Origin of the sequence: Viridibacterium curvum, from assembly GCF_039544165.1 — a bacterium.
In the GTDB taxonomy this organism is placed as follows: Bacteria; Pseudomonadota; Gammaproteobacteria; order Burkholderiales; family Rhodocyclaceae; genus Viridibacterium; species Viridibacterium curvum.
Genome location: NZ_BAABLD010000008.1, coordinates 800,580 through 813,982 on the forward strand (window position 1 = coordinate 800,580; position 13,403 = coordinate 813,982).

Here is a 13,403-nt window from a genome sequence, read left to right on the forward strand (position 1 = left end):
TCAGAGTACGGTCAGCTTCAGGATCTGGCCAGCTGTCTCGTCCGTGAGCAGGTATAGCCAGCCGTCCGGGCCGACACGGACATCACGCACACGCTTGCCGATGCTGATGCGTTCCTGCCCGGTGATGGTGCTGCCGCTAAGGGTCAGACGGTTGAGTGAGGTGTCCTTGAGCGCCGCGACGAAGAGGTTGCCAGCCCAACTGGCGACCTTGCCGCCCGTGTAGAAGACGAGGTTACCGGGCGCGATGGAGGGGTCCCAATAGCAGCGTGGTTGCTCCATTCCGGCCTTGGACGTGCCCTCGCCGATCTTGGAGCCGTCATAGTTCAAACCGTAGCTGATGACCGGCCAACCATAGTTTTTACCTTTTTCCGGCGTATTGATCTCGTCGCCACCCATCGCACCGTGTTCCGCCGTCCACAACTGGCCGGTTGTGGGGTGACGGGTCATACCTTGCGGATTGCGGTGGCCCAGCGTCCAGATTTCCGGCAGATATGCGCTGTTGCCGACGAAGGGGTTGTCGATCGGCACGCTGCCGTCGGTGTTGATGCGCACGACTTTGCCCAGAGTCTGCAGGGTGTTCTGCGCGGGGTCGAACTTCTGGCGCTCGCCCAGTGAGATGTAGAGCTTGCCGTCAGAGCCGAAGACCAGACGCGAGCCGTAGTGGCCATCGCCGGTGACTTTGGGGTTCTGCCTGTAGATCACGGTGACGTTGCTGAGCGAACTGCTACCCAGGGTTGCACTGGCAACAGCGGTACCGGAGTTGCCGCTGCCCGTCTCGGAGTAGCTGAAGTAGATGCGGCTGTTGCTGGCGAAGTCGGGGTCGAGGATCACGTCGAGCAGACCACCCTGCCCTGCAACGTAGATGTTGGTCGGTAAGCCACCGAGGGCGGAGCCGAGGCTGCCATTGGTCTCGACGATGCGCATGCGCCCCGGACGCTCGGTGACGAGGATGCGGCCATCGGGAAGGAAGACCATGCCCCAGGGATTGACGAGGCCGCTGGCAAAGGTCGTGACGCTGAGACCGCTGGTCGTGCTGGCCGTATTGGAGTTGCAACGACTGGCCAGCGCGGCGGCGCTGGAAGCCGCACTCGAGGAAGATGCACTGGTGGCTGAGGCGCTACTGCTGCTGGTACTGGCAGTCGCCGTAGTACTTCCGCCACCGCCGCCGGTTCCACCGCAAGCGGCCAGGCTCAGAACCAAAGCACTCAGTAGTTTCTTTTTCATCGACTCGCTCCTCTTACGGGAGCTTGGAGCATGGATGCGGGGTCAGCCTAAAACAAGGCAACGCTGACGAACGTGCTGTTTCACGTGAAACACTCAAGTGACAAGCAGATCGCGACCAATCTTCGCCAAGAGGATGCCGACGATCACCAGCAAGGCGACCCTGACAAAGCGGCTGCCGTGCTTGAGCGAGAGATGTGCGCCCACCTGCCCACCCGCAAAATTGGCAACGGCCATGATCAAACCAACTTGCCACAGCACCGAGCCGGTGGAGGCAAAGTAGATCAGGGCTGCGAGATTGGTCGCCACGTTCACAAACTTGGCACTGGCCGACGCGTGCAGCATGTCCAGCCCGAACAGAGCGACCATGCCAAAGATGAGGAAGCTGCCCGTGCCGGGACCGAAGAATCCGTCATAGAACCCGAGGGCAAAGCCGAGCAAAGCGGCAACCCAGCCACGATGCCGCTGGATCCTTCCATGCCCTTGCAGATGACCGAAGTCCGGCTTGAGCCAGGTGTAGAGACCGACCACCAGCAGGAGTACAAATACCAGGGGGCGAACACTGGCAGGCGGCAGGAAGGAAACCGCAGCAGCTCCCAGACCCGAACCCGGCAGGGCGGCAAGCGCAGCGGGCATGGCCAGCTTCCAGGGTACGTCCAGCGAGCGGGCGTACTGCCAGCTGGCCCCACCTGTGCCGACAATGCTGGCGAGCTTGTTGGTGCCAAACAGCAGAGCAATCGGCGTGTTGGGGAAAACTGCCAATAGCAACGGCACTTGGATCAGGCCACCTCCACCCACGACCGCATCGATCAGGCCGGCAGCAAATGCCCCACCCGCCAACAACCAGATTTCAGGCGTCATGTTTCACGTGGAACAGGTTTGATCCCTTCGTGTTGATCCCAAAGCGCCTTGGCGAGTGCCTTCCAGGCATCGCTCCCGTGAATCCACTGCCCACTGTCTGCCCCTTCCTCCATCGTCCGGAGCATCAGGCTGATCAGACCTTGCAGATCAAAAAAACTCTGATTCGCACTGGCCGGGATGCCCAGTAAGTCGAGCGCAGACTTTTTATCCTCAGCAAGCACCGACTGGGCAAGCTGTTGCATTGTTACGGGGTTATGCCAGTCCAGACCCAGAATCACCAGCTTGCGCTCGATTTCCAGCGCAATGTTGGATGCGGTCTGACTAAAGTTCTCGAAATCAGCCATGCCTACTTTCCGATGCAGAAACGCGAAAAGATGACGCCGAGCAGATCGTCAGCGCCGAACTCGCCCGTGATGCTGTTCACCGCATCCTGGGCCAGACGCAATTCTTCCGCCATCAGTTCCAGCTGTGTCGTACTGATCGCCGCTTGCCTGATGTGACGCAAACCTTGTTCAAGCGCTTGCAGGTGTCGCTCGCGAGCAAGGATCACATCTTCGCTGCGACCCTCCCAGCCCGCGATCCTCAGCAGGGCTGTGCGCAGCAGTTCGACCCCTTCGCCCGACTTGGCCGAGAGATGAATCGCCGCACCATCCGGCAGGGTCTCGGTCGAGGCTGGCTCCGCCGTCAGGTCACTCTTGTTGAACACCCAGATCACCGGCACGCCCGCGGGCAGCCGGGCATCAATGGCATGGTCTTCAACCGTAATGCCATGGCGCGCATCAACCAGCCGCAGGATCACATCGGCCTGCTCTATCTCCTTCCACGACCGACCGATGCCGATCTGCTCGACCTCGTTGTCAGTCTCGCGCAGACCGGCCGTGTCGATGATGTGCAGGGGGATACCCTCGATCTGGATTGCCTCGCGCAGCACGTCACGGGTCGTGCCGGCATGGTCGGTCACGATGGCGCGATCCTCACCAGTCAGGCAATTAAGCAAGCTGCTCTTGCCCACATTGGGCTGACCTGCCAGCACCACCTGCAAACCATTGCGCAGCAGGCTACCCTGACGCGCCCGACCGAGAAGCCTGTCGAGTTCCTCGTCGAGTCGTGCGAGCTTGCCGAAGGCATTGGCCGCTTCGAGGAAGTCGATCTCTTCCTCAGGGAAATCCAGCGTCGCCTCAACCAGCATGCGCAGGTCCACGAGGCGATCCCGCCAGTCATGCACCGAGCGCGAAAATTGACCAGACAGGGAACGCTGGGCCGAGCGGGCAGCGGCCTGGGTACTGGCGTCGATGAGGTCGATGACGCCCTCAGCCTGAGCCAGATCGAGCTTGCCGTTGAGAAAGGCACGCCGGGTGAACTCACCCGGTTCAGCCAGCCGCGCACCCAGCTGCAGACAGCGCGACAACAGCATCTGCATGACCACCGGGCCGCCGTGGCCCTGCAGTTCCAGGACGTCTTCGCCCGTGTAGGAATTCGGGCCAGGGAAGAAAAGAAGAAGCCCCTCGTCGAGCACGCTGCCGTCCTCATCAAGGAATCGGGCAAGACTCGCCACGCGGGGCCTGGGATCACTGCTGCGCCCGGTCAGTTGCCGGGCAAAGGGGGCCAGATTGCCACCCGAGATACGCACCACGCCAACGCCCCCGCGACCGGGTGGCGTGGCAATGGCAGCGATGGTGCTACTTGGACTGGGCACCTTCGATGGACTTCGTGATGTACCACTGCTGGCCGATCGACAACACGTTGTTGACGACCCAGTACAACACCAGCCCGGACGGCATCCACAGGAACATGACACCGAAGATCAGCGGCATGGCCAGCATCATCTTCGCCTGCATGGGATCCGGCGGCGTCGGGTTGAGCTTGGTCTGGATGAACATGCTGATGGCCATCAGCACGGGCAGCACGTAGAAAGGGTCCATGGCCGACAGGTCATGAATCCACGCCAGCCAGGGTGCCTGGCGCATTTCCACCGCGCCCAGCAGCACCCAGTAGAGCGCCATGAACACCGGGATCTGCACGAGGATGGGCAGGCAACCACCCATGGGATTGACCTTCTCCGTCTTGTAGAGCTGCATCATTTCCTGATTCAGCTTCATGCGGTCGTCTTTGTAACGATCCTGCAGCGCCTTCATCTTCGGCATCAGCGTCTTCATCTTCGCCATCGACTTGTAGCTGGCCGCCGACAGCGGGAAGAACACCGCCTTGATCAGCACCGTCAGCAGGATGATGGCCCAGCCCCAGTTACCGACGATGCCGTGGATGAACGAGAGCAGCATGAACAGCGGCACGGCGATCAGCGTCACCCAGCCGTAGTCCACCACCAGATCCAGGCCCGGTGCGATTTCCTTGAGCTTCTTCTGCTCCTGCGGACCGACATACAGCGGCATGTCGATCTTCGCACTCTGGCCAGCTGCCACGTTCACCGGCAGCTTCACGCCCGTGCCGAAGAAACCATCGGACAGCTTGCGGTTGAAATAGGTGCGCTCAACACCTTGCTGCGGCACGTACGCACTGACGAAATAGTGCTGCACCATCGCGACCCAACCGTCTTTCGTCGTCACATCGCCAGCCTTTTCCTTGCCCTTGGCGATATCGTCAAAACTCACCTTCTGAAATTTCTTCTCTTCGGTGTAGTGCGCCGGACCGGTGTAGGTCGACACGCCACCAAAGAAACCACCCGTGTGCTCGGCCGCCTTGTCGTCACGTGCCAGTTCGAAGTAAGCCTGTGTAGCCAGCGGCGCACTGCCGCCATTGTTCACTTCGTAACTTACGTCGATGAGGTAGCTACCACGACGGAAAGTCAGCACCTTGGTGACCGCCACACCATTGACGGGTTGGGCAGCCAACTTCAGCTGCACGGTGTCCTGGCCTTCTGCGAGCGTCAGAGCCTGGGTCGGCAGGGCGAACACCGTACGGTGGTTGGGCAAACCTTCGCTGGCCAGACCGCTACGCGCCACGTAGGTGTGGGTCTTGCCATCGTCCAGCACGGTGAAGTTCTGCGACTTGTCTTCCGTCGCTTTGTGCTTCAGCAACTCAATACGAACAATGTCGCCACCAAGAGCCGACACTTCAGCACGTACCAGATCGGTCGTCACCACGGCACGCGGTGCGGTCTTGTAGTCCATCACAGCGCCACTTGGCGCTGCAGCAGTGGCCGTTGCAGCAGCACCGCTGGAAGCGGCACTGGCAGCCGGGGCCGAAGCACTGCCCGGCGCCACCGAACTGGTCGTGGAAGCAGTCACCGGTGGCCTGTTGTAGATCTGCCAGTTCTGCCACAGGATGAAACAGGAAGCCGTGAAAATCACGGTCAACACAATGCGTTTGAAGTCCATCTGCATGATGAGATCAGATCAGGGAAAGGGAAGAAGACGAAAGAGGGAAGGCGCGACAGCAAACCTTGTCAGGGAACCGGATCATAGCCCCCCGCTGACCAGGGGTGGCAGCGCGATATGCGCCTGACCGCCAACCAGCTGCCGCGCAGAGCGCCATGGCGCTCAATGGCTTCCAGCGCATAGGACGAACAACCCGGGTGGAAGCGGCATTGCCGCCCCAGCCAGGGACTGACGAAAAACCTGTAGAAGGAAATCAGGCCACGCAGAACGGATTTCAACGTGGCAGCCTCGCAAACAGCGACGCAATGTCCTCACGCAGTTCCGTACGCGTTGCCGCGTCGGTCTTCTGTGCAAGACGCAAAGCCAGATCATGGCTGGGCAAGGTGTCAGCAATATGGCGGAAATGCTCGCGCGCCAGGCGCTTGAGCAGATTGCGGGTGACAGCACGTTTGGCCATCTTGCGCGACATCACAAGACCCAGACGAGCCATCGCCAGCTTGTTCGGCATGAAGTGCAGAACAAAGTAACGCCCACGAATGCTGCGCCGGAAAGTAAAAACGGATGAATACTCATCCGTTTTTCGCACGCGACGTTCGGCTGGAAAGCCCGAAGAAACTGATTCGCCGCTCATCTGAGACCAGTCGGACTGGACAAGCCAGACACGACCAGAAACTTAGACGGACAGACGATGACGGCCCTTGGCGCGACGGGCAGCAATCACCTTGCGACCGCCACGGGTAGCCTGGCGGACGAGGAAACCGTGGGTGCGCTTGCGACGGACCACGGACGGTTGATAAGTACGCTTCATGATTCTTCTCGTGTTGACCGGAAACCCGCGATTATCAATAACTTGGCGCTTGCCTGTCAACCACTTGTTAACAATGCCCAAAGGTCGGGAAAGCTTCGATCCTGTGGATAATTCGTCAGAAAACGCTTATTATCCACACCTCACAGAGCGGACAGGAACAGGTTTTCTGCCCGGGCCCATGTTTCAACGGCGAACCCGGCAGTCAGCCACTCAACCGCCAGCCAATCAGGGACGGAGATTCTTCGTATGCAAAGCCTTATCGGCACCATGCATTGCAATCTGCGACGCCGCAAGCGATGTCGCCCATCAGAGTCCCGACCGGCCCTGAGTAGTTAATCACCGACCTCCGGTCTCCCGGGTCCAACCCGGAAATCCCCGTTTTCAAGCTTCCCGCGCGGCCAGCTCCGCTGGCCCGGTAAGCCCCATTTTCGACACGAATTCCAAAGAACCAACGTGAGCCACGATTTCTGGAACGCCTGTCTGGTCCGGCTTGAACAGGAACTGCCACCCCAGCAGTTCAACACCTGGATCCGCGCGCTTGAAGCCGGCGCTGTCGGTCCTGACAGCGCCGAACAGATCAACCTGCTCGCGCCCAACCGTTTCGTCCTGCAATGGGTACGCGAGCGCTATCTGCATCGCATCGAGCAGCTGGGCGCCGAGTTCTTCGGCAAACCTGTCGGTATCTCGCTTGAACTTGGTGGCAAATCACCAAAAAGTGGCGCTAAAGTCACCGAAAGTGCCGGCACAGCACCTGCCGTAGAGCGTCGCAACCTCAAACCGGCAACCAACGGCAGCGAAACACGCGCCAGGGAAGACGCCGACGACACAGTCGCCAGCGAGCTGTCTTCGGTCAAACCCGCTGAAGTCACCACGCCTGCCATCAGTGCACAGCGCGAAAAGACCCGCCTCAACCACGATTTCACCTTCGAAACCCTGGTCACCGGCCGTGCCAACGATCTGGCCCGCGCTGCGGCCATGCAGGTGTCTCAGAACCCCGGCAGCTCTTACAACCCGCTGTTCATCTATGGCGGCGTCGGCCTCGGCAAGACCCACCTTGTGCAGGCCATCGGCAACGAAGTGCTGCGCGACAACCCGCGCGCCATCGTGCGCTACGTGCACTCCGAGGATTACGTCGCCGACGTCGTGCGTGCCTACCAGCAGAAGAGTTTCGACCAGTTCAAGCGCTACTACCGCTCGCTCGACTTGCTGATCATCGACGACATCCAGTTCATCCGGAACAAGGAACGCACCCAGGAAGAGTTCTTCCACGCCTTCAACGGCCTCGTCGAAGCCCGCAAACAGATCGTCATCACCTGCGATACCTACCCCAAGGACATCGAAGGCCTGCAGGACCGCCTCATCTCCCGCTTCGACTGGGGTCTGACCGTGCAGATCGAGCCGCCCGAGCTCGAAATGCGTGTCGCCATCCTCAAGAAGAAGGCGGACGCCGACGGCATCGAGCTGGCTGATGAAGTTGCCTTCCTCATCGCCAAGAACCTGCGCTCCAACGTGCGTGAGCTTGAAGGGGCGCTCCGACGCGTCATGGCCTACGCGCGCTTCCACGGCCGCGACATCAGCCTGGAACTCGCCAAGGAAGCCCTGCGCGACCTGCTTGCCGCCTTCAACCGTCAGCTCACCATCGAAGTGATCCAGAAGACGGTCGCCGACTACTACAAGATCAAGCTCACCGAGCTGCTGTCGCAGAAGCGCACCCGCAACATCGCCCGCCCCCGCCAGATCGCCATGTACCTCACCAAGGAACTCACGCCCGCCTCACTGCCCGCGATTGGCGAAGGCTTCGGTGGCCGTGACCACACCACGGTGCTGCACGCCTGCCGCACGATTGCCGAATTGCGCCTGGCCGATCAACAGATCAACCACGACCTGCACGTCCTCACCCAGACCCTGCGCGGATAAGGACATCGGCACCAGTGAACAAGCTTGTTGAAAACCCCCTGAACTGCCTGCGGACAGATTGTGCAGAACCGCTCTTCAGCCTGCTCAGCGCAATTTCATCCCCATTTCCCCACAAGCCTTTCCTCCCCCTTTCCAACACGGTCTTGCACATGCCTAAGACCCTGAAAAAATGGGACAATAAGCGCTTGTCCACAGTTCTTCCCTGCAATCAGTAGACGTAGGAGATTTATATAAATGCTTCTGTTAACAACATCGCGTGACGAACTGCTGGCTCCCCTGCAATCCGTCTCCGGCATTGTCGAAAAGCGCCACACCCTCCCGATCCTCTCCAACGTCCTGATCGAAAAGAAAGCCGGTGCGCTGACCCTGCTCGCGACCGACATCGAGATCCAGATCCGCACCACCACCGAAGGCGCTGGCAGCGGCGAAGAAACTTCCATCACCGTCGCGGCCCGCAAACTGCAGGACATCCTGCGTGCCCTGCCCGAGGGCACCGAGGTCAGCCTGGTCCTCGACGACAAACGATTGACCCTCAAGGCCGGTAAAAGCCGCTTTGCGCTGCAAACGCTGCCCGCGGCTGACTACCCCCGCATGCAGTTCAACGAAGGCGCTGCAATCGAGTTTTCGCTCACGCAGAAGGCATTCAAGCGCCAGCTCACCCAGGTTGCCTACGCCATGGCCGCCCAGGACGTGCGCTACTACCTCAACGGCCTGCTGATGGTGGCTGACGGCAACGAGCTGCGCATGGTCGCCACCGATGGTCACCGCCTGGCCCTCGCCAGCACCGACCTCGACAGCAGCGTCGCCCGCACCGAAGTCATCCTGCCGCGCAAGACCGTGCTCGAACTCGCCCGCCAGCTCGCCGATAACGATGACCCCGTCAGCATCACCCTCATCGGCAACCAGGCGCGCTTCCGCTTCGGCCCGATCGAGCTCATCACCAAGCTCATCGACGGCAAGTTCCCCGACTACGACCGCGTCATCCCGCAGAACAACCCCAAGCTCGTCAAAGCCCAGCGCCTGCCCCTGCTGCTGGCCCTGCAACGCGCCGCCATTCTCACCAACGAGAAGTTCCGCGGCCTGCGCGTCCAGCTCGAATCCGGCAGCCTCAAGGTCATCAGCTCCAACGCCGAGCAGGAAGAAGCCCAGGACGAGCTCGAAGTCGATTACAGCGGCGACACCCTCGAAATCGGCTTCAACGTCAGCTACCTGCTCGACGTGCTCAACAACGTCGGCACCGACGAAGTGGAAATCCACCTCAACGAACCCATGTCGAGCGCCCTGTTCACCCTGCCGGGCAACACGCAGTTCAAGGCAGTCGTCATGCCCATGCGGATCTGAGGACTTATCCACAGATTTTTAACAGGCCGGGCATTCACAGGATGCCCACAGCTTGTAAACAGTTTTTCCACAGGTTTTTGCGCACCGATTCACAGCTTTTCCCGGGTTTTCCAACAGGTTTATCGACAGCTTGTCCCCAGGAATGGGCAAAACCCGGTTGAAACTGACCGAAAAACGCGCCAGAACCCCGATTTTCTGAATCGGCCCGCTTCGCGGGCAAACGCGGCCCGTCGCCCCAGGCGCCGGGCACAACCACCGGGATTCCCGAACCATGTCCGAAGAAAACCAGCAACCGAACGAACAACCCAAGCTGCCGCAAGGCAACGATGGTTACGACGAAGACAGCATCCAGCAGCTTGAAGGCCTGGAAGCCGTCCGGAAGCGGCCCGGCATGTACATCGGCGACACCTCCGACGGCACCGGTCTGCACCACATGGTGTTCGAAGTCGTCGACAACGCCATCGACGAAGCCCTCGCCGGTCACTGCGACGACATCGTCGTCACCATCCACACAGACAACTCGATTTCCGTCACCGACAACGGCCGCGGCATCCCCGTCGGCATCAAGTTTGACGACAAGCACGAACCCAAGCGTTCGGCGGCCGAGATCGTCATGTGCGTGCTGCACGCCGGCGGCAAGTTCAACCAGAACAGCTACAAGGTCTCCGGCGGTCTGCACGGCGTTGGCGTCTCCTGCGTCAACGCGCTCTCCAAATTCCTGCGCCTCACCATCCGCCGCGATGGCAAAAAGCACTTCATGGAGTTCCAGCGCGGCAAGCCGCACGACCGCCTCGTCGAAGTGCAGAACGGCGTCGAAGTCTCGCCGCTCAAGGTTCTCGGCGACACCGAAAAACGCGGTACCGAAGTGCACTACCTCGCCGACGAAGAGATCTTCGGCAAGATCGAATATCACTACGACATCCTCGCGAAACGACTCCGCGAACTCTCATTCCTCAACAACGGCGTCAAGATCAAGCTCATCGACCAACGCTTCGGCAAGGAAGAAGACTTCGCCTTCTCGGGCGGCGTCAAAGGCTTCGTCGACTACATCAACCGCGCCAAGAGCGTGCTGCACCCCAACGTGTTCTACGCAGCCGGCACTACCAAGGTCACCACCGGCAGCGTGCAGGACGTCGAGCTCTCCGTCGAAGTCGCCATGCAATGGAACGACTCCTACCAGGAACAGGTGCTGTGCTTCACCAACAACATTCCGCAGTCTGACGGCGGCACCCACCTCACCGGCCTGCGCGCGGCGATGACGCGCGTCATCAACAAGTACATCGAAGAAAACGAGATCGCCAAGAAGGCCAAGGTCGAGATCAGCGGCGACGACATGCGCGAAGGCCTCGCCTGCGTGCTGTCCGTCAAGATGCCCGATCCCAAGTTCGCCTCGCAGACCAAGATGAAGCTGGTTTCGGGTGAAGCCCGCCCGGCCGTGGAAGAAGTCGTCGCCGCCAAGCTCGCCGAATTCCTGCTCGAACGCCCCATCGACGCCAAGACCATCTGCGGCAAGATCGTCGAAGCCTCGCGTGCCCGCGAAGCCGCCCGCAAAGCCCGCGAAATGACCCGCCGCAAAGGTGTGCTCGACGGCATCGGCCTGCCCGGCAAACTCGCCGACTGCCAGGAAAAAGACCCCGCCCTGTGCGAGCTCTACATCGTCGAGGGTGACTCCGCCGGCGGCTCCGCCAAGCAGGGCCGCGACCGCAAGTTCCAGGCGATTCTTCCGCTTCGCGGCAAGGTGCTCAACGTCGAGCGCGCACGCTTCGACAAGCTCATCTCCTCCGAGCAGATCGCCACCCTCATCACCGCGCTCGGCACCAGCATCGGCAAGGACGACTACAAGCCCGAAAAGCTGCGCTACCACCGCATCATCATCATGACCGATGCTGACGTCGACGGCGCCCACATCCGCACACTGCTGCTCACCTTCTTCTACCGCCAGATGCCCGAGCTCGTCGAAGGCGGCCACATCTACATCGCCCAGCCGCCGCTCTACAAGATCAAGCACGGCCGCAGCGAGATGTACATCAAGGATGACCACGAACTCTCCGGCCACCTCCTCAAGCTCGCCCTCGACGGTGCCGCGCTCAACCCCGGCAACGGCAGTGCCGAGATCGAAGGCGACGCCCTTGCCGAACTCGCACGCAGCTACCTGCTCGCCGAAGCCGTCATCAACCGCCTCGCCGGCTGGATCGACACCGAAGTCCTGCACGCCATCCTCGCGCACGACCTGCGACTCGACCTCGCCAACGAAGCCGCCGCGCAGGCTTCCGCCAGCGGCCTGCAGCAACGTCTCGGCAACGCAATCACCGTGCGCGCCGAATTCGACGCCGTCAGCGAAGGCTGGCAGCTCGCACTCGAACGCATGCACCACGGCAACATCAAGCGCACGCGTATCGATGGCGACTTCCTGCTCTCCGGCGACTACGCCACCATCCGCCGCGCTGCCGAACAGATCAGCGGCCTCATCAACGACGGCGCCTCCATGCGTCGCAACGACAAGAGCGCCAACGTGAAGAGCTTCAGCGAAGCCATCACCTGGATGCTCAACGAAGTCGAACGCGGCATCAGCAAGCAGCGCTACAAAGGCCTCGGCGAAATGAACCCCGAGCAACTCTGGGAAACCACCCTCGACCCCGCCGTCCGCCGCCTGCTCAAGGTGCAGATCGACGACGCCATCGCCGCCGACGAAATCTTCACCACACTGATGGGCGACAACGTCGAGCCGCGTCGGGACTTCATCGAGCGCAACGCGCTTAATGCGCGGAATATTGACGTTTGATATTTCGCCGTCATTCCCGCGAAAGCGGGAATCCAGCGACTTTGCAAGTTACCCACGAAAAAAGAGGCTCCCGACAGGAGCCTCTTTTTCTGTCCATCACACGCTACAGCCCCCCGTGCGCCGCCCAGAACGCTGCAGGCGTCACAATCGGATATCGATCCGCAAGCACCAGCAGATCCTTGTCGCCCGTAATCAGATAGTCCACCCGCGCTGCAGTCAGCCCGGCCAGCAAAGTGCCCAGCACCGGTTCATCATTCGCATCGCGCAGAGCCAGAACAGCTTCCGCGACGGGCTCGATCAGCTCCGCCTGAATCGCCAGCACATCCACCAGATCATCGATCTCCGCTGCCGTTAGCCCATGTCGATTTGCCAGGCGCGGCAGCACGCGGCGCAGCTCCTCGAGAATGAAGTCCGACAGCAGCACCTCGACCGACCCATGCCGCCAGGCCGCCATGATCTTGCCCGGCACACTGCCCGGATAAGCGATGCCCGACAGCAGCACATTCGTATCCAGTACCACCCGCAAAGTCGCCAAGACTCAGGCCTTGCTCGATGCGCGTTCCGCCGCCACCACCGCCTCGATTTCCGCCAGCCCCTCAGCCTCAGGCACCGCCGTAAAGCCCGCTTCGATGCGTGCACATAGCGCATCGAAGCGCCCTTGCATGCGGCGGATACGCTCGAACAGCCGCGCGTCCACCAGCGCCGCCACCGGCTTGCCGTCCTTGTTGATCACCACGCTGTCGTGGCGGTACTGCACCTGGTTCAGCATTTCGCCGAGGTTCTGGCGGAAGCTCACGGCGTTGATTTCGGTAATCATGGTGTGTTAATCAGTATGATCATGCTGGTTAGCATGGTTTAAGTCTCCCTTCAGGTCAAGATTGCCGATGAAATCTTCACCACCGTGATGGGTGACAACGTCGAGCCCCGCCGCGACTTCATCGAGCGTAACACCTTGAATGCGCAGAACATTGATGTTTGAGCGTGGCTGAAAATCAACCACGCAATGGTTGATTTTCAGCCATTGAGACGGTGCCAAGAAAAGGGCTGTTTTCTATTCATGTCGGCAGAACGTGTATAGGAAACAGCCCATTTTCATACACGTCATCCGGAAATTTGATCTTGATTTCAGATCAATTGC

14 protein-coding genes are annotated in these 13,403 nt (G+C 60.6%); 3 read left to right on the forward strand and 11 right to left on the reverse strand.

All coding sequences use genetic code 11. The annotated features are described in order from the left end of the window. From ABEA02_RS11500 to rpmH, 8 genes are all read right to left on the reverse strand, one after another. Nucleotides 1-1,224 carry a PQQ-dependent sugar dehydrogenase gene (locus tag ABEA02_RS11500; protein ID WP_345533098.1) on the reverse strand — a complete coding sequence of 408 codons (1,224 nt, stop codon included), beginning with the start codon at nucleotides 1,222-1,224 and terminating at the stop codon, nucleotides 1-3. Nucleotides 1,225-1,317: 93 nt separating this feature from the next. Beyond that, on the reverse strand, nucleotides 1,318-2,082 hold the full coding sequence (locus ABEA02_RS11505) for a sulfite exporter TauE/SafE family protein (RefSeq protein ID WP_345533099.1): 765 nt from the start codon (nucleotides 2,080-2,082) through the stop codon (nucleotides 1,318-1,320). Next, complete coding sequence (locus tag ABEA02_RS11510) at nucleotides 2,079-2,426, reverse strand: hypothetical protein (RefSeq protein WP_345533101.1); 348 nt, start codon at nucleotides 2,424-2,426, stop codon at nucleotides 2,079-2,081. The genes ABEA02_RS11505 and ABEA02_RS11510 overlap by 4 nt, the downstream gene beginning before the upstream one ends. Before the next feature lie 2 nt (nucleotides 2,427-2,428). Further along, complete coding sequence (gene mnmE, locus ABEA02_RS11515) at nucleotides 2,429-3,778, reverse strand: tRNA uridine-5-carboxymethylaminomethyl(34) synthesis GTPase MnmE (RefSeq protein ID WP_345533102.1); 1,350 nt, start codon at nucleotides 3,776-3,778, stop codon at nucleotides 2,429-2,431. Next, nucleotides 3,762-5,417, reverse strand: a complete 1,656-nt coding sequence (gene yidC, locus ABEA02_RS11520; RefSeq protein ID WP_345533634.1) for a membrane protein insertase YidC — start codon at nucleotides 5,415-5,417, stop codon at nucleotides 3,762-3,764. The genes mnmE and yidC overlap by 17 nt, the downstream gene beginning before the upstream one ends. 68 nt (nucleotides 5,418-5,485) lie before the next feature. Continuing rightward, complete coding sequence (gene yidD, locus ABEA02_RS11525) at nucleotides 5,486-5,695, reverse strand: membrane protein insertion efficiency factor YidD (protein ID WP_345533103.1); 210 nt, start codon at nucleotides 5,693-5,695, stop codon at nucleotides 5,486-5,488. Continuing rightward, the gene (rnpA, locus tag ABEA02_RS11530; RefSeq protein WP_345533104.1) at nucleotides 5,692-6,048 is read right to left on the reverse strand and encodes a ribonuclease P protein component; all 357 of its coding nucleotides are present in this window, start codon (nucleotides 6,046-6,048) and stop codon (nucleotides 5,692-5,694) included. Before rnpA ends, yidD begins: the two co-directional genes overlap by 4 nt. Nucleotides 6,049-6,090: 42 nt before the next feature. Continuing rightward, on the reverse strand, nucleotides 6,091-6,225 hold the full coding sequence (rpmH, locus tag ABEA02_RS11535; RefSeq protein WP_345533105.1) for a 50S ribosomal protein L34: 135 nt from the start codon (nucleotides 6,223-6,225) through the stop codon (nucleotides 6,091-6,093). Between the two features lie 453 nt (nucleotides 6,226-6,678). On the opposite strand from rpmH, the gene dnaA reads away from it, so the two are divergent. The 3 genes from dnaA to gyrB all read left to right on the forward strand — a co-directional run bounded on the left by dnaA (nucleotide 6,679) and on the right by gyrB (nucleotide 12,265). Beyond that, nucleotides 6,679-8,142 (forward strand): chromosomal replication initiator protein DnaA, encoded by a 1,464-nt coding sequence (gene dnaA / locus ABEA02_RS11540; protein WP_345533106.1) that lies wholly within the window; start codon nucleotides 6,679-6,681, stop codon nucleotides 8,140-8,142. A 234-nt stretch (nucleotides 8,143-8,376) separates the two neighbouring features. Then, nucleotides 8,377-9,483 (forward strand): DNA polymerase III subunit beta, encoded by a 1,107-nt coding sequence (dnaN, locus tag ABEA02_RS11545; protein WP_345533107.1) that lies wholly within the window; start codon nucleotides 8,377-8,379, stop codon nucleotides 9,481-9,483. 271 nt (nucleotides 9,484-9,754) lie between these two features. Beyond that, nucleotides 9,755-12,265, forward strand: coding sequence for a DNA topoisomerase (ATP-hydrolyzing) subunit B (gene gyrB, locus ABEA02_RS11550; RefSeq protein ID WP_345533108.1), 2,511 nt, complete (start codon nucleotides 9,755-9,757; stop codon nucleotides 12,263-12,265). 103 nt (nucleotides 12,266-12,368) lie between these two features. On the opposite strand, the gene ABEA02_RS11555 is transcribed toward gyrB, so the two are convergent. Genes ABEA02_RS11555 through ABEA02_RS11565 form a run of 3 tightly spaced genes read right to left on the reverse strand, consistent with a single transcriptional unit; the run spans nucleotide 12,369 to nucleotide 13,301 of the window. After that, nucleotides 12,369-12,800 (reverse strand): putative toxin-antitoxin system toxin component, PIN family, encoded by a 432-nt coding sequence (locus ABEA02_RS11555; RefSeq protein ID WP_345533109.1) that lies wholly within the window; start codon nucleotides 12,798-12,800, stop codon nucleotides 12,369-12,371. Nucleotides 12,801-12,803: 3 nt separating this feature from the next. Continuing rightward, nucleotides 12,804-13,082, reverse strand: coding sequence for a type II toxin-antitoxin system Phd/YefM family antitoxin (locus ABEA02_RS11560; RefSeq protein ID WP_345533110.1), 279 nt, complete (start codon nucleotides 13,080-13,082; stop codon nucleotides 12,804-12,806). Nucleotides 13,083-13,088: 6 nt separating this feature from the next. Next, a complete protein-coding gene (locus ABEA02_RS11565; protein ID WP_345533111.1) occupies nucleotides 13,089-13,301 on the reverse strand; it encodes a hypothetical protein in 213 nt (70 codons plus the stop codon). Nucleotides 13,302-13,403 lie beyond the last annotated feature (102 nt).